Raw genomic sequence first — 24362 nt, 5'->3', positions numbered from 1 at the left:
CTCATACCTCCGCACGATTACCGTACATCTTCTCGTAGTAGTTCTGATATTCTCCGCTTATTATTGTTTCCCACCATTCACGGTTGTTCAGGTACCAGTCAATGGTCTTCTTGATACCGTCCGCGAACTTAGTCTCGGGCAGCCAGCCCAGTTCGTTGTGTATCTTTGTGGGGTCGATAGCGTAGCGCATATCGTGACCCTTTCTATCCTCAACATGTATGATAAGGCTTTCGGGCTTGCCAAGTTCCTTGCATATCAGCTTTACTATATCGATGTTCTTCATCTCGTTGTGTCCGCCGACATTGTAAACTTCGCCGACTCTTCCCTTGTGTATGATAAGGTCGATAGCACGGCAGTGATCCTCAACATACAGCCAGTCGCGGACATTCAGTCCCTCACCGTATACGGGCAGGGGCTTGTCAGCCAGCGCATTTGCTATCATCAGGGGTATCAGCTTCTCGGGGAAGTGATAGGGACCGTAGTTGTTGGAACATCTGGAAATTGTCACAGGCAGACCGTAAGTTCTGTGATAAGCCATAACCAGCAGATCTGCACCCGCCTTTGAAGAAGAATAGGGTGAAGAAGTGTGTATGGGTGTCTCCTCGGTGAAGAAAAGGTCGGGTCTGTCAAGGGGCAGATCGCCGTAAACTTCATCGGTGGATACCTGATGATATCTCTGTATGCCGTACTTTCTGCAAGCGTCCATCAGCACCTGTGTGCCGAGGATATTTGTCTGCAAGAATATCTCAGGGTTCTCGATGGAACGGTCAACGTGAGATTCAGCCGCGAAATTAACAACGATATCGGGCTTTTCTTCCTCAAACAGCTTGTAGATAGCTTCTCTGTCGCAGATATCTATCTTCACAAATCTGAAATTCGGGTTCTTCATCACGGGTTCAAGAGTGCTGAGATTGCCTGCATAGGTCAGTTTATCCAGACATACTATACGGTAGTCGGGATAGGTATCCAGCATATGGAAAACGAAATTCGAGCCGATGAATCCGGCACCGCCTGTTACAAATATTGTCATGGTATATTCTCCTTAAAATTCGATCTTGGATTCTGCCAGTGATGGGTGTACTTTATCCTTTTCGCTGAGTATCAGTTCACCTGCTTCGGGCCATTCGATACCGATGGCAGGGTCATTCCACATGATGCCGCCCTCGTCCTCGGGGTGGTAAACGTCGTCGCATTTATACGCAAACTCGGCGTAATCGCTCAGTACAAGAAAACCGTGGGCAAATCCTCGGGGTATCATGAACTGTCGCTTGTTCTCCTCGGAAAGCACAGCACCTACCCACTGTCCGTAGGTCTCACTTCCCTTTCTAAGGTCAACTGCAACGTCAAAGACCTCGCCTTTCAGTACCCTTACAAGTTTAGCCTGAGGGTGATTTTTCTGGAAGTGAAGTCCCCTGAGTACGCCCTTTCGTGAACTTGACTGGTTATCCTGAACAAAGCTGTAATCAAGACCAGCCGCCTTGAAATCGTCCTCTTTGTAGGTCTCCATAAAGTATCCGCGGTTGTCGCCGTAGGTCTTGACGTCGATTATGTAAACGCCTTTCAGCTTAGTTTCATTGAAAGTAAAATTACCCATCTTAAAAGCTCCTTAGTATTTTATCTTACCCTCTGCAACCTTTTTCAGGTGTGCGCCGTAGGGAGATTTGCCGTATTTTTCGGCAGACTTCATCAGTCCGTCCTTATCTATCCAGCCGTTGATGAAGGCTATTTCCTCAGGGGCGGATATCTCTATGCCCTGACGGTTCTGTACCATCTGCACGAAGTTTGTCGCCTCTGCAAGGCTGTCCATAGTACCCGTATCAAGCCATGCAAAGCCTCTGCCCAGAAGCTGAACATCCAGCAGACCGTCATCAAGGTACATCTCGTTGAGGGTGGTTATCTCCAGCTCCCCTCTTGCCGATGGCTTGACCTCATTTGCTCTGGCAGAAACGCCCTTGGGATAGAAGTAAAGACCCGTCACCGCATAGTTGGACTTAGGCGCCTTAGGCTTTTCCTCAATGGAGACAGCCTGACCCTTTTCATCAAATTCAACCACACCGAAACGCTCGGGATCGGGAACATAGTAGCCGAATACTGTCGCTCTGTCATTTTTCTCGGCATTTTCCTTTGCGGCACGGAGAATACTTCCGAAGCCGTTGCCGTAGAAAATGTTATCGCCCAGTACCATAGCGCAGGCATCATCGCCTATGAATTCTTCACCGAGAATGAACGCCTGTGCCAGACCGTCGGGTGAAGGCTGTACCTTATAAGAAAGGCTGATACCATATTCCGAGCCGTCTCCGAGAAGCCTTTCAAAATTCGGCAGGTCGGTAGGGGTCGAGATTATGAGTATATCCTTTATGCCCGCCAGCATCAGCGTTGACAAAGGATAATAGACCATCGGCTTGTCATATACAGGCAGAAGCTGTTTTGATGTTACCATCGTTAATGGATAGAGTCTTGTACCGGAACCGCCGGCTAGAATAATACCTTTCATATCGTTCACTCCCATTATTAATGTATATCATAAGCTGTGTATTCCGACTGTGCAAAAGCGACAATTTGAAACACAGCCGGTCTTACAATTAATTATCCCTTATATTATACTATTTTTTAGCGAATATGTCAAATCCCTCTTGTAAAAATAGAATGAATTCTCGGCGCAGTTAGGTCGATTTGAAACCGAATGAGCTACAAAAGCAGTAAATTATGCACATATTTTCATGTAAATGAACAGCGAACGAACTAAATTGATTAATTTTATATGTATATAAATTATAGTTAACCGACAAATTAGCCGAAATTTCCAATCGAATTTTTGATATTTGGTATAATCATCCAAAATGGAAAATTTCGATAAAATGTCTGAAATTTAATCAGATATATCAAAAATTTAAATTTGCTAAAATTATAATTCAAAACGCATTTGCGCAGATAATATCAATAATTTAACATTCTATGCTACAAACCGAAACATAAAAACGGCTCAGCTATATTTGATAAATATCATACTTATCATATATCAAAGCTATTCTATCGGTAAATTTATTTTTACTTGATCTTGTGCGAGATCGCCGATATCACGGAAGTTATCAGCGCAGATCATCAAAGCAAAAGCTTAAACATTGGTTAATTGTTTTGATATTTGCATCAAGCTAATAATTTTCTCAAAAAGCTTTTATGAAATATTTCAAACGAAGCCCTTTCAATTCGATATATAATATAGTATAATAAAGAACGAAAACCGACTATCAAACAGTATCCATCTCTCAGCAGAACAGTCATCCGCGACTTTCAGACCTGAAATTCCACATAATATGATATCGTTTTTTTTATGCACGGTCTCTCACCGACGTTATATAAGAATATTATCCTATTCAAAATATACTAAACATTTCACAAAGCGCCGATAAAAAATTTGTATTGTGTACAAATTGTTATGTCATATACAATTATACTAATGTTATAAACCCCGGCCTTAATATTTATTTATTTTAACTATTGCAAGCATTTGGATGATATGATATAATTAAATAAGTTAAGAAATCGGTTCATAAGGAGAATAGGTACAGGGAGAATAGGCTTTTATAGAATTGGCAGTTTTAAGAAAACTGATAATGACCCGATAGTACTTGACTTAACACTTAAAATTAATATGGAGGTCTTTAATATGAACATGAAAAAAGTTGTAAGCAAATGCGCAGCAGTTCTTTCAACAGTAACGCTCATGGGTTCTGCCGTTGCCGGCATTGTTCCCGCACCATTTGCAAATGCCGGAAATGTTATCGTAGCCGGCGCAGCTGATATCAGCGATTTTGAGTATGACGGAACATTTCTCACAGGCGATGTATACTGTCCGACAGGCAGTTCCTTTACCATGGAAGTTACCCTCGATAAAGATGATAAATCATATGGCACTGACGGCTTTAACTATGAATGGTACTACAGCTCCAGCGCTACAAAGGGCACAAACAAGGTAGATCAGTTCAACTGGACAAAGCTGAACTACACCTCAAAGTCTGTAACCTTTAATATGACTTCAGCTATGAACAACGCACACATCTACGCTGTTAAGATCAATAAGTCCACAGGCGAGAAAACTCAGACTCCTATGAGAACGATCTACAACGTAAAGGCTAACCTGCAGATGGGCGCAGCAAAGGCAAGCACTTCTAACGGCAGCACTTATGTTTCCGTTCCCGTATACCTCAGCAATCTGACAAACAGACAGATCTCTGCAGGTAAAATGGTCCTGGATGTAGACAAGAACGTATTCGACTCTGTCAGCTTCGGTTTCGCTGTAAGCGGCCTGAGCACTATTGATAACTTCACTAACGGCCAGTACGTCAACGTATTCGATAATGCTACATCATCTGTTACCCTCGGTTCAAACAATCTTCTGGGTACATTCACCCTGAAGGTAAAGAGCGGCGCTACATACAACGGTTCCAAGCTGACTCTCAATATCGAAAAGCCCACCCTGACAGGCGACTACGTCAGCGGTAACCTCAGATACGGTATCAACACTGCTACCGCAGTTGTAGGTTCTTCCGGTTCCGATACTTCTGACACTGTTCCTGCTAATCTGAGAGCAGTTACCAACTCTCAGTACCACCAGATCCAGTTCGTTTGGGACAAGGTAAATGGTGCTGACAAGTACGGTATCGCTGTATATCTGGCTGGTAAGTGGAGAGTTCAGACTTCCAACATCACTAACAACAGCTACGTTACTCCTAAGAACCTGACACCCGGTATGACCTATAAGGTCGCTGTTGCTGCAAGAGTAAACGGCAAGTGGGATACCAACGGTGCTATCAAGAACGCTATTACTGTTACAGTTAGGTAATTTCGTGCAAGCGGATCGATCATGATGATAAAAACGGCAGCTTTTTCGGAAGCTGCTGTTTTTTGGTTTATAATCATATATAAAAAACGAATGACATCCCATAAAAAGATGCCATTCGTTTTTTATATCAGTATCAAAGTTCTCCGATCATTTTCTTGATGTTATCCGCAAAGATATCATAAGTGAAATTATCCAGCACTCTTTCTCTGCCGGCACTACCAAGCTTGTTTCTCAGCTCGGGATCTCCCGCCAGCTTTTTGAGAGCCTCTGCATAAGCCTTGCTGTCAGAGTTCGGACATTCAAGACCCGTAACATCCTTGACGTTAACATAGTTAACTCCACTGCCGGGGATAGTAAAAGTAACCGCAGGCTTGCCGAAATACATACCCTCCGCCAGCGCTATACCGAAAGCTTCGTTCTTTGTCACCGAGGGGAAACAGAAGATATCGCAAGCCATCAGACAAGCGATAAGCTCGGTGTCGCTGATCTTTCCGAGAAAATGCACCTTACTGTCGCCCGATGCTTCCTTCATCAGCATACCTGTCAGTTCGCCCTTGCCGCCGATGAGTATAGCAAAATCGTCATCAAGATAACGGCTCGCTTCGACCAGCCTGATAAAGCCCTTGTAAGGTATATGTCTGCCCAGTCCGAAACAGATGGTCTTACCCTTGTACTTATTGCGTATCTTAGCCGCAAGCTTCTCGATCTCGGGAGTAACTTTCAGACGCTCGTTGTTGATGCAGTTGGGTATGACCGTACACTTGTCCTTGAAACGGCCCAGGAACGGACTTCCCTTTATGTAGTTCGGGCTAGTGGCGATTATCCTGTCTGCCCTCTCCAGCAGATCAATGTTCTGTTTGTAGAACAGCTTCGATAGCATCTTCTGCTTGGTGATATCCAGATGCCAGTACACCACCAGCTTGAAATCCTTCTTTTTGTATTTGAGCAGCAGCTGAGATACAAAGGGATTAGGATAATGGAACACGATGATATCGGGCTTGTAGCTCTCCATCACATCTTTGAGTTCCTTGTAGTAAGTCACGGAAAGCGCCTGAGAAGCCACTTTTGCCACCGAACCGCAGCGAATGACCTCAACGCCGTTAACGTCATCATGAACAGTCTCGCCCCTGTGGGTCGTTACTCCGTCTGTGGTGGAATCCTCATTGAAGCAGATGATCTTCTGCTCATAGTCCTCCCCTTTCAGCGCCAGAGTTATGTCAGCCGCAACTTCCTCAACTCCGCCTATAAAGGGATAATAGTATTTTGAAATATGTAAGATCTTTTTCATAATCGAAGCCTCTACATTAATTATTTCATCGACATTTCGATGCTTTTCGCTTTGCTGAGCATGGGCTTTTCAACATACTTTGTCAGCAGATGAGCCAGACCCAGACTTGCCGCGAATTTTATCACAATGAACAGTACCAACTTCACAATATACAGTTCCGCCTTTTTATCCGGATTCTTCGGATCAACCAGAACAATGATCTTTTCAAGGATCAGCTGCGGTATATCCGAAACCAGGAAGAATGAGAATCCAACACTTCCCAGCTTATTCATTGCCTCGACCGATACTTTGTACTTGTCCGCAAGCACAAACAGTGCAATGCCCGCCACATATGCAACAATATATCTGATAAACTCTCCTCTGTATGAAAGAATAACACTCGGCACAAAAGCCGCCGCATATATCTCCAGATATCTCGAAATACTGCGGATATCGCCGTATTCCTTGTACTGTATACCTATCAGACCAAACATTATCAGAAGTACAAAAGCAGTCGGTATACCGTCATTGTGGGTTATAAATCTCAGCAGCGAGATCAATACGGCACCTATGCCTCCTGCAATAAATAACCTTTCAATGGTCTTTTCGCTGGCATACTCAAAGAAATCCGCCGAAAGAACAGCCAGCGCCACAAAGAAGCAGACCTGTATCGGCATCATCCAGCTTGTACCGATTAATGGGGAAGATCCAAAAAACTTATTGAACAGCGTCATATTGAACAAAAGGTCTTTAATGTGCGAGAATAATCCTACTCTCGCCAGAACTACCTTCGTGATATATGTAGCCACCAGTATCAGCCAGAAAACAGGGTACATTCTTATAAAGCGGTTGTACAGATACTGTTTTCTCGTCCTTTTCTGCCTGGCCTGTACCGCCAGATATCCCATAATAAGGAAAAATATCGCAACACCCGTCCTGCCAATGACAAAACCAACTGAATTGTCAGCCCACGGCATCGGCGGATGAGCAAAAAACACAAGCAATGCCGCAAACCCTCTCAAGGTAGATATCCATCCGTAATTATTTTCACCTGTGCCGCTCATTTCTTCTTGCCCTTACCATACTCGGATTCATATATGATCTTATCTTTCCTGCTGATCTCCTTGCCCATCTGTACCTCGATGATGCTCATATCCGTATCAGCGATTATCATATGCTTAACACCCGCTTTTGCACTGACAGTGTCGCCCTGCTTCACGGGTATCATCTTATCGTCGATGACCACTCTGCCCTCGCCCGAAAGCACTGTCCATACCTCGTCGCGGTAGTTGTGGCTGTGATAATTCATGTTATTTCCCGCAAATAGCTTTATCTTGACGGTCATAGCCTCGGGTTCGGTATTGATAACGGTGTATGTTCCCCAGGATTTCTCCGCAAAATGAACATCTCCCGCTATCTTCTCAACATAAGGCTTCATATATCCGCTGCGCTCTTTGTCCGATACCAGTATACCGTCGCCGCTGACAGCTATCACCATATCATGACAGCCCATACACAGCACGGGTATGCCCAGTTCATTGACCACCTGCGTATTCTCACAGGTATCATCCAGGGTAACATCACCCTTTGTAGCGTCCGCCATTACCTCAGCCATCATGTTCCATGTGCCGACGTCTTTCCAGTCGCCCGAATAGCGCACTACCTTTATAGAACTCTCCTTTTCGACCACTGCATAGTCAAAGGATATCTTTTCCAGTGTCTCATAATTTTCAAGGAGCTCATCATAACGGGTATATCCTGTAATCTCCTGTACCTTATTAATAAGGTATCCCAGTTTGAAAGCAAATACGCCCGCATTCCACAGCGCACCCTGTTTAAGGTATCCCGCCGCAGTCTCCTTGTCGGGCTTCTCCTTGAAAGACCTTACAGTGCTGACGGTATCCTTCGCCTCGGGTATGATGTATCCGTACTTATCCGAGGGATAAGTAGGTTCGATGCCCATAAGAGTAAGATTGGTATCACCTTTTTTAACATGAGCTTCCAGCGATTTTACACACTCATAATAACTATTGTCAACATAAGGGTCAACAGGACATACTATCACGCATTCTTCCATGTCAACATTCTGCACATCGTGAAGATATGCCGACGCAAGTGCTATGGCAGGAAAAGTATCGCGTCTGCAGGGTTCTATACATACAGATACCTTGTCGCTCAGCTGATTTCTGATAGCGCTTACCTGTGAACGCGATGTCGCAATAGTTATTCCCGCATCGCTTACCGATGTTATCTGACGGTATACACGCTGAAGCATCGACTCATATTCGTCATTATCATTCTTGAACAGTCGTATGAATTGTTTACTTTGCACATCATTCGATAGGGGCCAAAGCCTTTTGCCGCTTCCGCCGGACAGTAAGATTATATTCATTCCATATCCCCCAGTTCAGCTTGTCATCTTCAGTTGAATATGTGGCAATAACAAGCTTTTTACGCGATATCAGCCCCATCAGCCATATTTCCACACAGCATCTGTACACCTTTATTATGGGGTGATGATATCGTTTACATAAATATTCCTTTTAATTTCCGGATCACCCTGAATCATAACAAATCAGTGAAATCACATATATTATATACTCAATATTGTACTGCATTTCGTTCGATATGTCAAGTAACTCACGTTTAATTGCATCGGTAATTTTAACCAATTAAGACTAACAAAATACAATATCCACATTCTGCCATGCAATAATATTATCCTGTCACCCATTTAACAATAATGATAATATAATAACAATGTAAAATTCTGTATTTTACACATAAATCTCGGCCATGTAGTAAGTAAATTAGTTTTAAATTCATTAAATTTATGCACAAATCATTGCCGCAAATTTACGTATATATATAATTTTGAAATTATACTAAAAAAAAGCGGTGTATATTATTTATAGTGATGAAAAAGATTAAATGTGTTGACTTTTGAAGATATGCGTGATATAATATATTTAACAAAAAGCAACCTGCTGTTCTTCGAGCAGGCCGCAAACATCGCTTAATTAAGCTGACGTCCGGCTTAAACAAGTGAACATCATTTATACATATGTATATAATAAATATAACTTCAATATTATAATGGGGTCGTTTCATTCGCGCAGGGCAGCCGGAAGAGATTCCGGATCTTATGTCAAAAACACATCATTCGCAAGTATGGCTTTCAACGCCAGCGGAAAACCTTGAGATTATTGAGAATGGGGAGAGAGAAATGATGAATTTAAGTGCACAGACAGATACAAGCATTCTGGCAGGCAGCATCGAAATGACATCTTACAGCGAAACAGCGCTGCAGGAAAGAGAAATTACCGTTTCACACAGCATACTTTACAGAAAGAAACCTGTATATGAAAAAATAAAGAGAGCATTTGATGTTACATCTTCCCTGATAGCACTCATAATGCTGGCACCTCTTATGCTGGTAGTTATGGTACTCATCGTTATAGATGATTTCGGCAGTCCTTTTTATATGCAGGAAAGAGTCGGAAAGGACGGCAAGATCTTCAAGATCTACAAATTCCGCTCAATGTATAAAAAAGCTGATAAAAAGCTTGAGGAACTTCTCGCCAAGGACGAATGCAAGGGCGCTACCTTCAAGATGAAGAACGATCCCCGCATCACCAAGATAGGTCATATCATCAGAAAGACCTCTATCGACGAGCTTCCTCAGCTCATCAATATCCTTAAAGGTGAGATGTCGATCATAGGACCCAGACCCTTTATTCCCAGAGAGCAGGCAAATCTTCCTGATGACAGGCTCCTGGTAACACCCGGTCTCTCCTGCTACTGGCAGATTGGCGGAAAGAACTCACTTACAACAGAAGAGCAGATAGAGCTTGACAGAAAGTACATAAAAGAACGCTCTGTTTTCGTGGATATTGGTATTATAATAAAGACTGTTTTGTTCGTTTTCAAGATCGGCAATTCCTAAAGTCCGAATTTATCCGGTGCAAGTCCGCTGTGATTTTGCACCGGTTTTTTATGTTAAGAAAACATTTTGATTTCATTATTTTTTGAAGTTCATGGAATTTTAATGTTTGCCACTTGAAAAATTTTATCAAAATTTGGTATAATTTAAAGAGTGTGAATTATGGAATTTCACCTAGCAGACAATTACTGCGCAAAAAATGAATGATTAATCTAGGAGAAACGATATGAAAAAAGTCGCTGTTGTAGTATGCCCGAATATAAGGAATTTTGGAAGCGTATTGCAGTCATACGCAACACAAAAGGCCGTTACAAAGCTCGGTTATGACAACGAATATATCAAATACGTAAAGACCAGAAAGACAGCCTACAAGTATCTCATACAGCTGCTTATCCCGTCTATCATGGCGGAAAGATGGTCTTTTGTAAAAAGAAAATTTTTCCAGAAAAAGAACGGCGAACTCATCAGCAGGCGAAACAAAGCCTTCGATAAGTTCGTTGATAAGTATATGACCGCTTCACCCAAGTACGTAGGGTACGATCAGCTGAAAAAAGCCGCAGGCAAGTACAGCATGGCTGTGCTGGGCAGCGATCAGGTGTGGAACCCCATAAACAGCGGTTCTGATTTCTATACCCTCAACTGGCTGAACAGCGGTACAAAGCGCGTTGCTTATGCACCAAGCTTCGGTGTTGCTGAAGTTCCCGCGCTGCTTAAAGATTTCTACAAAAAATTCTTAGGCAAGTTCGATCATATCTCTGTCCGCGAGAAAAGAGGAGCAGTCATCGTAAAACAGCTTACAGGCCAAAAGGTTCCCGTGGTCTGCGACCCAACCCTGCTTTTCAAGGCAGAGGAATGGGATGATATCCAGCCTGAAAAGCCCGTAGCCGAAGGCAAATATATCTTCTGCTATTTTTTGGGAAACAGAAGAGAGCCCCGCGAATGTGTGCTGAAACTGGCTGAAAAAACAGGACTTCCTATCGTTATGATGCCGTTCTTCGGCGAGATATCAGAGTATGACAATAAACTCAATGCGAAGTTCGTGGATAATCCCGACCCCTCGCATTTTGTAAGCGCTATAAAAAATGCTGAGTATGTATGTACGGATTCCTATCACGGCACAGTATTTTCCATTATTTACCGTAAAAATGTGATGGTGTTCAGGCGTCACAGCGCCGACAGCAGCAAGGATACATTCTCCCGTCTTGAATCTCTGCTTTCCATCGCAGGTATGAAAGACCGTGTAGTGAATGATGTCTGGGAGGACAGGTTCATTACCGAAAGCATTAACTATGATGAAGTGACTGAAAATATTGACAAGCTAAGGAAATATTCCTGGAACTATCTTTCAGACTCACTTAAAAACTGATCGAGCGATCAGGTTCGGAGGATCAAACGATGAACATTTCAGAGCGTGTCAAAAAAGACTGCTGCGGCTGCAGCGCCTGTATGAACAGCTGCCCCAGGGACTGTATAAAAATGACCCCCGACAAGGACGGATTTTTATACCCCGAGGTCTGCGAGGTACTGTGCGTTGAATGTAATAAATGTGTAAAGGTCTGTCCCGTTCTCAATGAGGATACACCTGCTAACAAGCCCAAAGCATATCTTGTAAAAAACAGGAACAAGGAACTCCGCAAGACCTCTACTTCGGGCGGATTTTTTGCGGCAGCCGCAAAATATGTCCTCAGTGAGGGCGGCGTCGTTTTCGGTGTGGGATTTGATGATAATTTCAATGTAAGACACAGCTATATCGAAAATATAAAAGATATCAAAAAATTCAACAGATCAAAATATGTACAGAGTGAAGTGGGACATAATTACCGAAAGGTCAAGGAATTCCTGCGTGACGGCAGAAAAGTGCTGTTTTCGGGCACTCCCTGTCAGGTTGAGGCTCTGCTGAATTATCTGGGTGAAGACCCCGATGATCTCTATACCATGGATATCATCTGCAAGGGTGTTCCATCGCCTAAATTCTGGAAGAAATATCTCTCATGGCACAAAAAGAAAAGCGGCAAGGATATCCGCGAAGTCAGGTTCCGTGAAAAGACCTACGGCTACGGCAGCACTACCATGAGGGTGGTATACAGCGATGGCACAGAGTACGACGAGCCTTATGATGTTGACCCAATGCTCCAGTTCTACAGCAAGGAGATGATCTCAAGACCCTCCTGCTATGACTGCAAATCCAAGGGCAAACACAGGCGCAGCAGCTTTACTGCTGGCGATTACTGGTACGTAAGCGGCGCAGCACCGAGAATGGACGACGGCATAGGCGTATCACAGGTACTGGTAAACAACGAAAAAGCCGCTGCCGCATTTGAAGAGATCAAAAAATATCTGGACGTTGAACCTCTGGATTTTGATAAAGACAGCGCGATAAACGGCGGCATGATGGTAACTTCTGCCAAGCCGAACCCCCGCAGGGAAGAAATGTACGCCGATCTCGATAATATGTCGATGGGTGCCCTGCAAAGGAAATACTTCCCCGCTACATTTAAGCTTAAAAACAGGATAAAGCGGAAGATACGTCCCGTTATGTATAATATGGGACTGCTGAAAATATATAAAAAAAGCATGAGAAAGCGCCAGAGCACCAAAGGCTCAAAGCGCTGAAAATCGGAGGCATGGTGAAATGAAAAAAATTTCGGTATATACAAGGGGCTTTACCCACGCGGCAAGCTATTACAGGATCTTGCAGTATACTGAAAAGATAAAGGACGCCAAAGTAACGAACAGATTTACCGTCACAGATAAGATGTTCAGAAAATACTCAAATTCTCCGACCCTCATCTGCAAGATACAGTACCACCTGATGATATTTTTCAGAAATCTCCGCAATTTTGCCGCAGATATGATCGCCAAGCCCGATATCGTTGTGATATCCCGCGCGGCAGTACCGAAGGTTTGCGTGTTCCCCATAAATCTTATGTACGAGCATATCCTGAAAAATTCAAAGGTGATATGGGATTTCGATGACGATATTTTCGGCATAAACGAGATCACAAAAGCCGAAGCAAGGCTTTTGCAGAAGCACAGCGACCGTATAATCGTCACAAGTGAATATCTGAAAAATAAACTGATCCCCCGCTGTAAAGAGATAACAGCTTTTCTGCCTACTACCGACGGCGACCTTCCCGTTAAGGACAAGGATACCGTCAACAGAGAAAGAGAAGCCTCTTACGGCGAAAAGGTGAATATCCTATGGGTGGGTTCATCTTCGGGACTGAAGCATATAAGGAACGTTGTTCCCGCACTTGACAAGGCGGCAAAGGCAGTAAAAGAAAAAACAGGCAAGACTGTCACACTGACGGTGATATGCAATCTGCCGCTGGAATCGGAAACTAAACACCTTAAAATAGAAAATATCCTCTGGGCACGAGATATCGTCCCCGCAGAGATGCTTAAAGCCCATATCGGCATAATGCCCCTGCTGAACATCAAGCGTTCACTGGGCAAAGGCGGATTCAAGCTGGTGCAGTATATGGCTACGGGACTTCCCTCTATCGCTTCCGATGTGGGATTCAACAGCAATGTGGTCGTAAATAACGAAACAGGTATCCTCGTTGACGACAAAGAAGATACCGAAGGCTGGGCAGATGCAGTTATGCAGCTTTCAGTCGATATAGATAAATGGAAAAACTTTAGCAGGGCTTCTATGGAAAAATGGGAGGAGAACTTCTCCTTTGACCGCAATCTTGAAGCATGGCATAAAATGCTCACCGAATAAAGCCCCGCAAAAAGGAGTTACTTTAAATGAAACTGGTTTTTATACACGATGGACCTCTGTTTTACGATAAGGACGGCAATTATTACGAATTTGCCTACCATGAACTTTACGAGAGATATTCGTATCTTGCAGACGAAATAACATTCATGATACGCACAAAGCCCGTGGAGGGCAAGACATTCACACTTGTGCCACCGCAGATAAAAGTCATCAGCGTGCCGAACTTTAAAAGCCCGAAGACTATACTGAAAAATAAGCCCACGGCTGAGAAGATAGTTGAAAAGTGCGTAAGAGAGAACGATTATTTTGTGCTGAGAACACAGAGTTCCATCGCACAGCTGGCTGTAAAGTATATCAAAAAGTACAATAAGCCCTATATAGTCGAAAGCGTCGGCTGTTCATGGGACAGCTACTGGAACCACGGTCTGCTGGGCAAAGCAGTTGCACCTTATATGTACTGGAAGACCCGCAGCATAATCGGTGATGCTAAGTACGTTTACTACGTTACAGGTCAGTTTCTGCAAAGGCGCTACCCCACCAAGGGCAAGACAGTAAGCTGTTCAAATGTCGTTATCGACGAACCGCAGAAAGCTACACTGGAAAAGCGCCTTGAAAAACTGAAAAGCTTCGATGCAAAGAAAAAGCTTGTGCTTGGTACTGCTGCCGCACTTGATACCCGCTATAAGGGTCAGGAATACGTTATACGCGCCATCAAGCCCCTTACAGATTTGGGCTACGATGTGGAATATCGTCTGGCAGGAGGCTACAACGGTGCGAAGCATGATTATTTTCTCCGCGACCTTGCAAAGGAACTTGGAGTTCTGGACAAGGTCAAGTTCGTCGGCAATCTATCGGCAGATAAAATGCCCGAATATTATGATTCGCTTGATCTCTACGTACAGCCCAGCAAGCAGGAGGGTCTGCCCAGAGCCGTTATCGAGGCTATGAGCCGCGGCTGTCCCGTTATAGGAACAAGCATCGCAGGAATACCCGAGCTTATCCCGAAAGTATGTCTTTTCAGAAAAGGCAGTACCGACGAGGTAGTAAAAGCGGTACAGCGTGTACTTGGTACCGATCTTGAAAAGCTGGCAAAAAAGAATTTTGCAAAGTCCTGCGAATTCAGCAGAGAAAAGCTTATCAGAAAGCGCGAAAAATTCTATGACGGATTCCTCGCAGAATATAAAAAATGATCTTTCAAAGGGTGGTCTGAACTATGGCTCATGCCGCAGGGATAGTGCTGTATAATCCCGATATAAAAAGGCTGGAGGAAAATATCTCGGCTATCGCACCGCAGGTGAACGAACTCATACTCATCGATAACGGTTCAAAAAATATCGACGAGATAGCAGAACTTACGGCAAAATACGATAATATCACTTATGTGAGGAACGATGATAACTACGGCATTGCAAAAGCCCTGAACCAGATAATCGATAAAGCTGACGAACTTGGTGAAGAATGGGTGCTGACCCTCGATCAGGATACCGTATGTGAACCCGATATCATTGAAACATACGACAGGTTCGCAAAACGTGCCAAAGATAACATTGGTATAATAACCTCAAAGTACAAAGACCGAAGCGTTGAAGTCGATTTCGGTATGACACAGGAGTACGAAAAAGTCAGTTTCTGTATAACCTCAGGGGCGTTCAATAACGTTAAGTGTATCAAATCCGTGGGCGGATTTGATGAAAAACTGTTCATCGATATGGTGGATTATGATATCTGCTACGCCCTGACAAGGAACGGCTGCAAGATAATAAGACTCAATTATACAGGCTTCCTCCACGAAGTCGGAAGAAGCTCTTCAAAAAAATTCTTCGGAAAAAATATCATCATCTTCAACCACTCCCCTCTCAGAAAATACTACTGGGTGCGCAACAGCATCTACCTGAAACGCAAGTACAAGCTGGGTATCAAGTCTGATGTGAGAGTTGTAAAAAGAATGATACAGACACTGCTTTACGAGAACGATAAATTCCATAAGCTGAAAAGTATGTTCAAAGGCGTGGCTGACGGATATAAATTGTAAAAGGAGAGATAGCATAAATGGCTGCCATCGCAACGGTTTGCATTGTAAGCTTCAATCACGAAAAATGGCTTAGAAAATGTCTGGGGAGCATCTGCACACAAAAAACAGATTTTGAATATAAGGTGCTTGTCCATGATGACTGTTCGACCGATGGCTCGATAGCTATCATTGAAGAGTTCGCACAGAAGTATCCCGATAAGATACAGACTATCATACAGGAAGAGAATCGTTACAGCAAGGGCATAAACATCGTTCAGAAGTACGTTATACCCGCTATACAGACAAAGTATTTCGCTATATGCGAAGGTGACGATTACTGGTGTGATGAGAACAAACTGCAAAAGCAGGTGAACTATCTTGAAAATCACCCCGAATGTAATATGACTTTCCATAACGCAAATGTGGTGGATACAGATGACAATTATCTCAAAACTTTCTACCCCCGCAAAATGTGGAACGACAAAAAGCTGTACAAAGCCCTGGAAAAGCCCGAGGGTACCGATATATCCGTAGGCGAACTTATTATGCTGGACTTTACTCCCACAGCATCTATCGTGGGCAGAACAGAAAATCTGCGTCCTATACTGAATTTCTCCACATCACTCGATCTGGTAGTAAGACTTGTCACCACCTATGACGGCTGTGCACATTACTTCAACGAGATTATGAGCGCCTACCGCACAAACAACCCGAACTCCGCTTCGGGTTCAATAAAGACTGACCCCGAAAAGCTGAAAAAGAACTTCTTCGACCGTCACTGCGGTCTGCTGAAAGAATTCGATGAATTCACCGAAGGCAAATATCACAGCGAGATCGAACATATCATAAAACGTAAGGAACTGATATACTATCAGCACCTTAATGACCTTAAAGGAATGAAAGCATCGGGGGTATACAACGAGCTTACCCTGTACGAAAGGCTGAAATATGATGTCAAGGACCTACTTCCTTTCATAGCCGATCTGAAAAAGAAGATAAAAAGATCGTAAGAACGATCACGGCAAAAGTCATTATAAATAGTGAAAATCCATATCGGGTCTTCACGTATGCCGATCACAGATGACGATACATTATGCATCTGCGGTCGGGATACGTCAGAAAACCGTTTTAAGATAAATAATATTATAGGAGAGATCTAATGAGTATCAGTGCAAGTACTTTTTTATATCTTACTGTCTTCACTCTTACGTGCTTTTTCACCTATAAGGCAGAAAAGAAATTTGATCTGTATATAAAAACTGAAAAACGAATTGCTAAACGCTTAGCGATATTCTATTCTTTCATCGCACTGTTGATACCGTCGCTTCTTGCCGGTATGCGTGCGGATACCGTAGGTAAAGACGTTCTTGAATATGCCATAAGAACTTTCGATCTTGCGAATACGTCTACCTTCTCCGAAACTTTCGAGCTTACTACCGAGCCTGTGGGCTATGCCCTGCTTGCATATATATCGTCGATCTTCTCCGATGATGCGGGCGCACTTCTTTTCACCTCACAGGTGATGGTAATAGTCCCGATATATCTGATAGCATATAAATACCGTTCTGTAACACCTATGTGGCAGACGATGCTCGCTTATATGTTCCTGTTCTACAACAACTCCTTCAACGTTATGAAACAGAGCGTATCGGCAGTATTTATCATGCTGTTCTACGTATATATGACAGAAAAGAAATACCGCAAGATGGTCGCGTGCTTCATCGTGGCTTTCTCATTCCACTTTTCGGCGGTATTCGGGCTTATTTTCATATTTGTCGCTCAGTTCCTCAACGGCAAGAAAAATAAGGAAACAAAGATCGCCTTCGTGGTGACCGTTCTCCTGCTGATCGTAAACCTGAGAAGCATAAGCCGTCTGCTGCTGGCACTTTCCCTGCTGCCTGAAAAGTATGCAAAAAACATCGAAGCCGTATTCAGCTCGGATACCACCGTTTATCTGCGAATAAGAGGCTTCAACAAGCACGTTTTCTTTGACTGGGTATACAGGTTCCTGCTTCTGCTGATCCCTCTGCGTATCATCAAAAAGATCAAACCCGACTATGATAAAAACATCAGAATACTGCCCGTTCTGGGATTTGCTTTCTACACATACGTTCTTCTGTTGTTCAGAACGATATACGGCATAAGAATATCGCTCTACTGCGATATGTTCACTATACTGATCGTTCCTATGTTCACATATGCGTTCAAGCGTAAAAAGATCGAGGACAAGATCAAAGTCAACGCTGCGCTCATTGTCATTATGGGATGGTACTGGTTTGTATGGGTAATGCTTTACAACTGGTCCGGATCAAACCACTACATATTCAGATGATCGGGGATATGTAAGGAAGCAAAAAGGAGAAATACGTTTTGGATTTAAAAAAAGATAAATTAGAACTTGAACTCAATGACCGGGCTGATAATTCAAATGATCAGGCTGAAAGTCCGAATAGCCAGGCTGAAAAATCAGTAGTTATCAAATCTCTGTTTTTCAAGTTTCTTGAACGTGCGGGCTATCAGGGCATAGCCTTTATAGTACAGCTTGTACTCGCCAAGATACTCGGACCCAAGCAGTACGGTATCATCACCCTGCTGACAGTATTTATAAGCATTTCACAGGTGTTTGTACAGAGCGGTCTCAACACCGCACTGATACAGCGCAAGGATGTCAAGGAAAATGACTACTCTTCGATTTTCCATGTCAGCCTGTTTATCGCAATTGTACTTTATATTGTACTGTTTTTCACAGCCCCCTTTGTTGCGGCTTTCTACGATATGCCCCAGCTGAAAAACCTGCTGAGGGTACTGGCACTGGTACTGATACCGGGTGCATTCAACTCGATACAGAACGCAAAAGTCGCAAGAGAGATGCGTTTCAAGGAACTTATGTACTGTACCATCGGTTCGGTCTTCATATCGGGTACTGTTGGTATAGTTATGGCTTTATGCGGCTGCGGCGTATGGGCACTGGTAGGACAGCAGCTCTCAAGCCGTATATCTGTATGTATACTGCTTCTCCTTATAGTTAAGTGGAGACCTAAGCGTGTCCTCGAATGGGACCGCATAAAACTTCTTTTCTCCTTTGGCTGGAAACTTATGGTATCCGCCCTGATAGACGTTATCTACCGTGAGCTCCAGAACCTTGTAATAGGCAAAAAATATACAAAAGAAGAACTGGGATACTGTAACCGAGGCAAGCAGTTCCCCGAAATAATCATAAACAATATCAACGGCTCGATACAGGGAGTTATGCTGCCCGCGCTTTCAAAGCATAACGGCGATAACAGCAAGATCAAAAGCATGATGCGAAGATCCATCGTTACCAGTTCCTTCCTGATATTCCCCGTGTGTATGGGCATAGCAGTGGTCGCAAGCCCACTGATCCATTTACTGCTGGGCGATAAATGGATGCCCTGCGTACCCTTTTTACAGGCATACTGCTTCGTATACGCATTCTGGCCTGTACATACCGCTAACCTGCAGGCTATCAACGCACAGGGCAGGAGCGATATGTTCCTTAAACTGGAATTCATAAAGAAAAGCTACGGTATCTGTATACTTGCTATCACCGTATTTGTCTTCAATACCCCGCTGGCTATCGTACTCGGTCAGTGCTGTTCAACACTGTTATCCTGCTTTGTTAACGCATCACCGAACAGAAAGCTGCTGAATTACGGCTATAAAGAGCAGATGACGGATATACTCCCATCACTGGGAATCGCTACAGTCATGGGCGCACTGGTATACTCCATAACATTACTGCACATGAAAGATATACCTACACTGCTTATACAGATACCCCTGGGTGTGATAACTTATGTGGGACTGGCAAAATTATTTAAACTGGAATGTTTCGATTACATATTGAATATGGTGAAAAAGATTTTGGGAAAAAAATCGATCTCAAGCGCATCATTGCAAGAAATATTCTCAGCACGTCTAAATAAGATCTTGAAAAGAGGAAAAAGAAAGTGAAAAAACTGTTATTGCTTGGCGGTTCAGCGCAGCAGGTAGTTGCCATTGAGACCGCAAAGCGTCTGGGCTGCTATACTGTTCTCTGCGATTATCTTCCCGATAACCCGGGTCAGTACGCTGCCGATAAATTCTATCTCGTAAGCACCACGGATAAAGATGCCGTGCTGGAAGTCGCAAAAAAAGAGGGCGTTGACGGCGTGCTTGCATACGCCTCCGACCCCGCTGCACCTACGGCTGCTTATGTAGCAGAAAAAATGGGTCTTCCGGGAAGCCCCTACCGTTCGGTTGATATCCTCTGCAATAAGGATAAATTCAGGGCATTCCTTGCCGAGAACGGATTCTGCACCCCTAAAGCAAGAGGCTATGAGGATACAGCCCCTGCTGAAAAAGACCTCAAAGAGGGCGTATTCACTTTTCCTGTCATTGTCAAGCCCGTCGATTCCTCAGGAAGCAAGGGTGTCGGCAGGATCGATACCGCTGAGGAGATATCCGAAAAGCTTGCATATGCTATGTCCTTTTCAAGAGGTCATAAAATAATCGTGGAAGAATTTGTGGAAAAGTTCGGCTACCAGATAGCAGGCGACGGTCTTTCCATCGACGGCAAACTGGTATTCAGGTGTTTTGCCAACGACCATTTCGACCCTAAATGCGAGAACCCCTTCGTACCTGTTTCCGCAAGCTTCCCCTACAATATGCCCGCAGATGTACAGACCAAGATACATAACGAGATACAGCGTCTGCTGACTCTCCTTGATATGGGCACTACCACATATAATTTCGATATGCGTATCGACAAGGACTATAATGTATACCTCATGGAGGTCGCACCCCGTGACGGCGGAAATTATATCCCCGATATCATAAAGTACTGCACAGGCGTTGATCTTGTAGAGTGCGCTGTTAAAGCGGCAATGGGTATGTCACTCAGCGATGTGAAGATGTCCCCCTATGACACATTCTACGCTTACTACGCAGTTCACAGCTATCAGAGCGGCATTTTAAAGTCGATAGATATCGCCGAAGATGCAAAAAAGAAGATCGTTGAAGATCATATCATAGTAAAGCCCGGTGACAAGATCACCACTTTCACAGGCGCGAATACCACCCTCGGTATACTGCTGATGAAGTTCGACAGCCTTGATGAAATGCTTGATATGATGGATAATTCCGAAAAATGGATTAGTGTAAAGGTTGACTGAGATGAAAGAGATAGGCGGATATATCGAATTTGAAAACTACTTCGGCACGGTTTACCACGAAGGCGCAGTCCCGCTGAACTGCGGCAGGAACTGCCTTGCCTACCTTATCGAAGCCGAGGGTATCAAAAAGATCAGGCTGCCATATTTTTTATGCAGCTCGGTCAGAAATGTCTGCCTTAAATACGGCACCAAGGTCGGATACTACCATATAGATGAAAACTTCCGACCCGTAATTAACGACCTTGCCCCCGATGAATGGCTGTATATCGTCAATTACTACGGTCAGATCTCCAATGAGGAAGTAAACGTTTATAAGCAGAAGTTCAGCCGTGTGATCTTTGATAACTCACAAAGCTATTTTCAGCACCCCGCCGAGTACGTACCTACGCTGTATACCTGCCGTAAATATTTCGGTGTTCCCGATGGCGCTTTCCTCTACACAGACAAAAAACTCACCCGCGATATCCCCCGTGATGAATCTTTTGAACGCATACATTACATATTGGGCAGGTACGAAAGGAACGCAGGTGAATTCTACAAGGAATCATCGGATAACAACCATTTCTTCGCCGATGAACCCATCAGAGAGATGTCAAAGCTCACAGCAGACCTGCTCAGGTCTTACGACTATGACCGGATCATATCCCGCAGAACGGAAAATTTCAAAATTCTGCATGACCGTCTTGGCGGTATAAATAAGCTGAATATCACCGTACCCGAGGGTGCATTTATGTATCCTCTATATATCGAAAACGGATCGGAGATACGTAAAAAGCTCCAGCAGATGAAGATATTCGTACCCACTCTCTGGGGCGATGTATTCGATAACTGCGATGAGAACTGTCTTGAATATACTTACGCAAAAAATATCCTGCCCCTGCCTGTCGATCAGAGGTATGATGCGCAGGACATGGGATATATCCTTGAAAAGCTGGAAGAAACAGGAGTATTATAATGGATCTTAAAGGTAAAAGACTTCTGATACTCGGCGCAACTACCGTCGAGATCGAGATAATAAACGAAGCAAAGAAACTCGGCGTGTATACTATCGTCACCGACAACCACACCGACTGGTCGCTGGCACCTGCAAAATATGTGGCTGATGAAGCCTATGATCTCAGCTGGTCGGATATGGACGCGCTGGAAAAACTATGCAGGGAAAGAAATGTTGACGGCTGTCTTGCAGGATACAGCGAAAGACGAGTTGAGTGCCTGACAGAATTATGTAAAAGAATGGGCTTTTACTGTTACACCGAGGGTGCAGATCTGGAAACGATATTCAGCAAGGATAAATTCCGTGAAGCCTGCATAAATGCAGGTATCCCCGCAACCTCTGCATACGATATCCATGATGAAAATATCAGTTTTCCCGTTATCGTCAAGCCTGTCGATAATGCGGGAAGCAGAGGTGTATCTGTCTGCAAAGACCGCGAAGAACTGAATAAAGCATACGAGAACGCCTGCAAGAGTTCCATCAGCGGACGGGCTATCATTGAAGAATTTCTTGACGGTGATGACCCGAGATACGAGCCTGTATTTTTCTACACTATCCACAACGGCACAGCAACACTTTCCAACTCCCTTGACAGGATAATGGTAGATTTCGGCTTCGGCGAAGGTATAATAAAGCAGGCAGTCGGAAATGTATACCCCTCAAGATATCTTGAAAGCTTTATAGAAAAGCAGGACGCTCAGTACAGAGAACTGTTCCGTTCACTGGGTATGAAAAACGGCTATGCGCTTATGCAGGGCAAGATGAAAAACGGCAATTTTGTTACCGTTGATCTCGGTTACCGCCTTGAAGGTTCACTTACCTTCCACTACTCAGATTTCATCAACGGCATGAACGTTATACAGATGATGATACGCCATGCACTTACAGGAACAATGGGCGATGACAGTATCATCAATGAGAAAGATGTTCCCCGCTTAGATAAAACAGGCGTTACACTTACACTGCTCGCCACTAAAGGTACGATAGCAAGTATCAGCGGACTTGACGAGATAAAGAACGAAAAGTGCGTTATCTATGTTTGCCCTAAAATGAAAGTCGGTACCGTGTGCAAGCTCCCTGCGGATTACTCCCAGGTGTTCGCGCGTATCTATATGTGCTCGGATGACAAACAGGAACTCCGTGATACTATCGAAAAGATATACAGCACCGTCAGAGTGCTTGATGAAGAAGGAAATAATATGCTGATAGGGAGATATGATGCAGATGAACTCAAATGATAAAAACTATACCAAAATGATAGATAAGTACGTCACAGGCAAAATACTTGTGACACGTTCCTCTATGCCCGAATATGAGGAGTACTGCGAGGAGATACGTGATATCTGGGATACACGCTGGCTCACAAATATGGGTCCCAAACACAAAAAGCTTCAGGAGGACCTTAAAAAATATCTGGACGTTGAACAGCTCGACCTGCTGACAAACGGTCATATGGCGCTTGAACTTACCATGCAGGCACTGGGTCTCACAGGCGAAGTCATCACAACTCCCTTCACCTTTGCCTCCACAACACACGCCATAGTCAGAAACGGTCTGACTCCCGTTTTCTGCGATATCGACCACGATAACTTCACTATCGATACCACAAAGCTTGAATCTCTGATAACCGATAAGACCTCAGCTATCGTTCCCGTTCACGTTTACGGAAATATCTGCAATATCGAGGAGATACAGCGCATCGCAGATAAGTACGGTCTTAAAGTTATCTACGATGCCGCACATACTTTCGGCGAAACTTACAAGGGCAAGGGCATAGGCTCTTACGGCGATGTTTCCTGCTTCAGCTTCCACGCTACAAAGGTATTCAACACTATTGAGGGCGGTGCGGTCTGCTTTAAGGACCCCGCTTTCGGAAACGCTATCTACGATCTGAAAAACTTCGGTATCCACGGACCCGAGATCGTTGAATCCGTAGGCGCAAACGCAAAGATGAACGAATTCTGTGCCGCTATGGGCATATGCAACCTCCGCCATGTTGATGACGAGATAAACAAGCGCCGCGCAGTTGTTGAGCGTTATCACGAACGCCTTGACAACACCGAGGGCATCAGACTGAATAAGAACGCTCCAGATGTAAAACCCAATTACGCATATCTCCCAATTATCATCGAACCTGAAAAGTTCGGCTGTGACCGTGACGAGGTATACAGCGTGCTTGCAGAACACAATATTTTCGCAAGGAAGTATTTCTACCCTCTCACCAATACATTCGACTGCTTCAACGGCAAATTCGATCCCAACGATACACCGATTGCACTGAAGATCAGCAAGCAGGTACTCACTCTGCCGCTCTACGCCGATCTTAAACAGGAACAGGTCGATCTCATCTGCGATATCATTCTTTCCTGCAAAAAATAATCCGAAAAATTTTACCGCTCCGAG

The 24362-nt window shown here is 44.0% G+C and carries 19 protein-coding genes and 1 pseudogene; 14 read left to right on the top strand and 6 right to left on the bottom strand.

Going from position 1 to position 24362, the window contains the following annotated elements; translation table 11 throughout:
• Window position 1: 1 nt before the first annotated feature.
• From rfbB to rfbA, 3 genes are read right to left on the bottom strand one after another with little or no spacing between them, the layout of a single operon-like run.
• Window positions 2-1030 (bottom strand): dTDP-glucose 4,6-dehydratase, encoded by a 1029-nt coding sequence (gene rfbB, locus N773_RS0115225; RefSeq protein WP_024858594.1) that lies wholly within the window; start codon window positions 1028-1030, stop codon window positions 2-4.
• A 12-nt stretch (window positions 1031-1042) separates the two neighbouring features.
• The gene (gene rfbC, locus N773_RS0115220) at window positions 1043-1594 is read right to left on the bottom strand and encodes a dTDP-4-dehydrorhamnose 3,5-epimerase (protein ID WP_024858593.1); all 552 of its coding nucleotides are present in this window, start codon (window positions 1592-1594) and stop codon (window positions 1043-1045) included.
• A gap of 12 nt (window positions 1595-1606) precedes the next feature.
• A complete protein-coding gene (gene rfbA / locus N773_RS0115215; protein ID WP_024858592.1) occupies window positions 1607-2494 on the bottom strand; it encodes a glucose-1-phosphate thymidylyltransferase RfbA in 888 nt (295 codons plus the stop codon).
• Window positions 2495-4594: 2100 nt separating this feature from the next.
• Between rfbA and N773_RS22295 the strand changes: the two are divergent.
• Window positions 4595-4843, top strand: a pseudogene (locus tag N773_RS22295) (endo-1,4-beta-xylanase); the annotation flags it as partial.
• Window positions 4844-4976: 133 nt separating this feature from the next.
• Here N773_RS22295 and N773_RS0115205 read toward each other — a convergent pair.
• From N773_RS0115205 to N773_RS0115195, 3 genes are read right to left on the bottom strand one after another with little or no spacing between them, the layout of a single operon-like run.
• Complete coding sequence (locus N773_RS0115205; RefSeq protein ID WP_024858590.1) at window positions 4977-6131, bottom strand: glycosyltransferase; 1155 nt, start codon at window positions 6129-6131, stop codon at window positions 4977-4979.
• A gap of 20 nt (window positions 6132-6151) precedes the next feature.
• A complete protein-coding gene (locus N773_RS0115200; protein ID WP_024858589.1) occupies window positions 6152-7174 on the bottom strand; it encodes an acyltransferase family protein in 1023 nt (340 codons plus the stop codon).
• Window positions 7171-8502: a sugar phosphate nucleotidyltransferase gene (locus N773_RS0115195; RefSeq protein WP_024858588.1), complete on the bottom strand. Its 1332-nt coding sequence runs from the start codon at window positions 8500-8502 to the stop codon at window positions 7171-7173. The genes N773_RS0115200 and N773_RS0115195 overlap by 4 nt, the downstream gene beginning before the upstream one ends.
• A gap of 834 nt (window positions 8503-9336) precedes the next feature.
• Between N773_RS0115195 and N773_RS0115190 the strand changes: the two genes are divergently transcribed.
• From N773_RS0115190 to N773_RS0115130, 13 genes are all read left to right on the top strand, one after another.
• Window positions 9337-10056, top strand: coding sequence for a sugar transferase (locus N773_RS0115190; RefSeq protein WP_155250906.1), 720 nt, complete (start codon window positions 9337-9339; stop codon window positions 10054-10056).
• A gap of 223 nt (window positions 10057-10279) precedes the next feature.
• Window positions 10280-11419 (top strand): polysaccharide pyruvyl transferase family protein, encoded by a 1140-nt coding sequence (locus tag N773_RS0115185; RefSeq protein WP_024858586.1) that lies wholly within the window; start codon window positions 10280-10282, stop codon window positions 11417-11419.
• Between the two features lie 29 nt (window positions 11420-11448).
• The gene (locus N773_RS0115180; RefSeq protein ID WP_024858585.1) at window positions 11449-12666 is read left to right on the top strand and encodes a Coenzyme F420 hydrogenase/dehydrogenase, beta subunit C-terminal domain; all 1218 of its coding nucleotides are present in this window, start codon (window positions 11449-11451) and stop codon (window positions 12664-12666) included.
• A gap of 19 nt (window positions 12667-12685) precedes the next feature.
• A complete protein-coding gene (locus N773_RS0115175; protein WP_024858584.1) occupies window positions 12686-13780 on the top strand; it encodes a glycosyltransferase in 1095 nt (364 codons plus the stop codon).
• Between the two features lie 26 nt (window positions 13781-13806).
• Entirely contained in the window at window positions 13807-14970 is a 1164-nt protein-coding gene (locus tag N773_RS0115170) for a glycosyltransferase family 4 protein (protein WP_024858583.1), read from the top strand.
• A gap of 23 nt (window positions 14971-14993) precedes the next feature.
• Window positions 14994-15812 carry a glycosyltransferase family 2 protein gene (locus N773_RS0115165; RefSeq protein WP_024858582.1) on the top strand — a complete coding sequence of 273 codons (819 nt, stop codon included), beginning with the start codon at window positions 14994-14996 and terminating at the stop codon, window positions 15810-15812.
• 17 nt (window positions 15813-15829) lie between these two features.
• The gene (locus N773_RS0115160; protein ID WP_024858581.1) at window positions 15830-16801 is read left to right on the top strand and encodes a glycosyltransferase; all 972 of its coding nucleotides are present in this window, start codon (window positions 15830-15832) and stop codon (window positions 16799-16801) included.
• Between the two features lie 149 nt (window positions 16802-16950).
• A complete protein-coding gene (locus tag N773_RS0115155) occupies window positions 16951-18123 on the top strand; it encodes an EpsG family protein (RefSeq protein WP_024858580.1) in 1173 nt (390 codons plus the stop codon).
• A gap of 38 nt (window positions 18124-18161) precedes the next feature.
• A complete protein-coding gene (locus N773_RS0115150) occupies window positions 18162-19766 on the top strand; it encodes a lipopolysaccharide biosynthesis protein (protein ID WP_024858579.1) in 1605 nt (534 codons plus the stop codon).
• Window positions 19763-20965, top strand: a complete 1203-nt coding sequence (locus N773_RS0115145; protein ID WP_024858578.1) for an ATP-grasp domain-containing protein — start codon at window positions 19763-19765, stop codon at window positions 20963-20965. Before N773_RS0115150 ends, N773_RS0115145 begins: the two co-directional genes overlap by 4 nt.
• 1 nt (window position 20966) lies before the next feature.
• Window positions 20967-21920: a hypothetical protein gene (locus N773_RS0115140; protein ID WP_024858577.1), complete on the top strand. Its 954-nt coding sequence runs from the start codon at window positions 20967-20969 to the stop codon at window positions 21918-21920.
• Window positions 21920-23197 carry an ATP-grasp domain-containing protein gene (locus N773_RS0115135; RefSeq protein WP_024858576.1) on the top strand — a complete coding sequence of 426 codons (1278 nt, stop codon included), beginning with the start codon at window positions 21920-21922 and terminating at the stop codon, window positions 23195-23197. Before N773_RS0115140 ends, N773_RS0115135 begins: the two co-directional genes overlap by 1 nt.
• Entirely contained in the window at window positions 23184-24338 is a 1155-nt protein-coding gene (locus N773_RS0115130; RefSeq protein WP_024858575.1) for a DegT/DnrJ/EryC1/StrS family aminotransferase, read from the top strand. Before N773_RS0115135 ends, N773_RS0115130 begins: the two co-directional genes overlap by 14 nt.
• Window positions 24339-24362 lie beyond the last annotated feature (24 nt).

This window comes from Ruminococcus albus AD2013 (genome assembly GCF_000526775.1).
GTDB classification, from domain to species: domain Bacteria; phylum Bacillota; class Clostridia; order Oscillospirales; family Ruminococcaceae; genus Hominimerdicola; species Hominimerdicola alba_A.
Note: the sequence above shows the minus strand (reverse complement) of the source record. Positions and strands in the feature narration are given on the sequence as shown.

What these genes read in the sequence shown, in the direction of transcription:
- N773_RS0115130 (WP_024858575.1), top strand. Translation starts at nt 23,184, where the DNA reads ATGAACTCAAATGATAAAAACTATACCAAAATGATAGATAAGTACGTC.
- rfbC (WP_024858593.1), bottom strand. Translation starts at nt 1,594, where the DNA reads ATGGGTAATTTTACTTTCAATGAAACTAAGCTGAAAGGCGTTTACATA.
- N773_RS0115200 (WP_024858589.1), bottom strand. Translation starts at nt 7,174, where the DNA reads ATGAGCGGCACAGGTGAAAATAATTACGGATGGATATCTACCTTGAGA.
- N773_RS0115165 (WP_024858582.1), top strand. Translation starts at nt 14,994, where the DNA reads ATGGCTCATGCCGCAGGGATAGTGCTGTATAATCCCGATATAAAAAGG.
- N773_RS0115180 (WP_024858585.1), top strand. Translation starts at nt 11,449, where the DNA reads ATGAACATTTCAGAGCGTGTCAAAAAAGACTGCTGCGGCTGCAGCGCC.
- N773_RS0115140 (WP_024858577.1), top strand. Translation starts at nt 20,967, where the DNA reads ATGAAAGAGATAGGCGGATATATCGAATTTGAAAACTACTTCGGCACG.
- N773_RS0115195 (WP_024858588.1), bottom strand. Translation starts at nt 8,502, where the DNA reads ATGAATATAATCTTACTGTCCGGCGGAAGCGGCAAAAGGCTTTGGCCC.
- N773_RS0115185 (WP_024858586.1), top strand. Translation starts at nt 10,280, where the DNA reads ATGAAAAAAGTCGCTGTTGTAGTATGCCCGAATATAAGGAATTTTGGA.
- N773_RS0115190 (WP_155250906.1), top strand. Translation starts at nt 9,337, where the DNA reads ATGATGAATTTAAGTGCACAGACAGATACAAGCATTCTGGCAGGCAGC.
- rfbA (WP_024858592.1), bottom strand. Translation starts at nt 2,494, where the DNA reads ATGAAAGGTATTATTCTAGCCGGCGGTTCCGGTACAAGACTCTATCCA.
- N773_RS0115205 (WP_024858590.1), bottom strand. Translation starts at nt 6,131, where the DNA reads ATGAAAAAGATCTTACATATTTCAAAATACTATTATCCCTTTATAGGC.
- N773_RS0115170 (WP_024858583.1), top strand. Translation starts at nt 13,807, where the DNA reads ATGAAACTGGTTTTTATACACGATGGACCTCTGTTTTACGATAAGGAC.
- N773_RS0115175 (WP_024858584.1), top strand. Translation starts at nt 12,686, where the DNA reads ATGAAAAAAATTTCGGTATATACAAGGGGCTTTACCCACGCGGCAAGC.
- N773_RS0115135 (WP_024858576.1), top strand. Translation starts at nt 21,920, where the DNA reads ATGGATCTTAAAGGTAAAAGACTTCTGATACTCGGCGCAACTACCGTC.
- rfbB (WP_024858594.1), bottom strand. Translation starts at nt 1,030, where the DNA reads ATGACAATATTTGTAACAGGCGGTGCCGGATTCATCGGCTCGAATTTC.
- N773_RS0115155 (WP_024858580.1), top strand. Translation starts at nt 16,951, where the DNA reads ATGAGTATCAGTGCAAGTACTTTTTTATATCTTACTGTCTTCACTCTT.
- N773_RS0115160 (WP_024858581.1), top strand. Translation starts at nt 15,830, where the DNA reads ATGGCTGCCATCGCAACGGTTTGCATTGTAAGCTTCAATCACGAAAAA.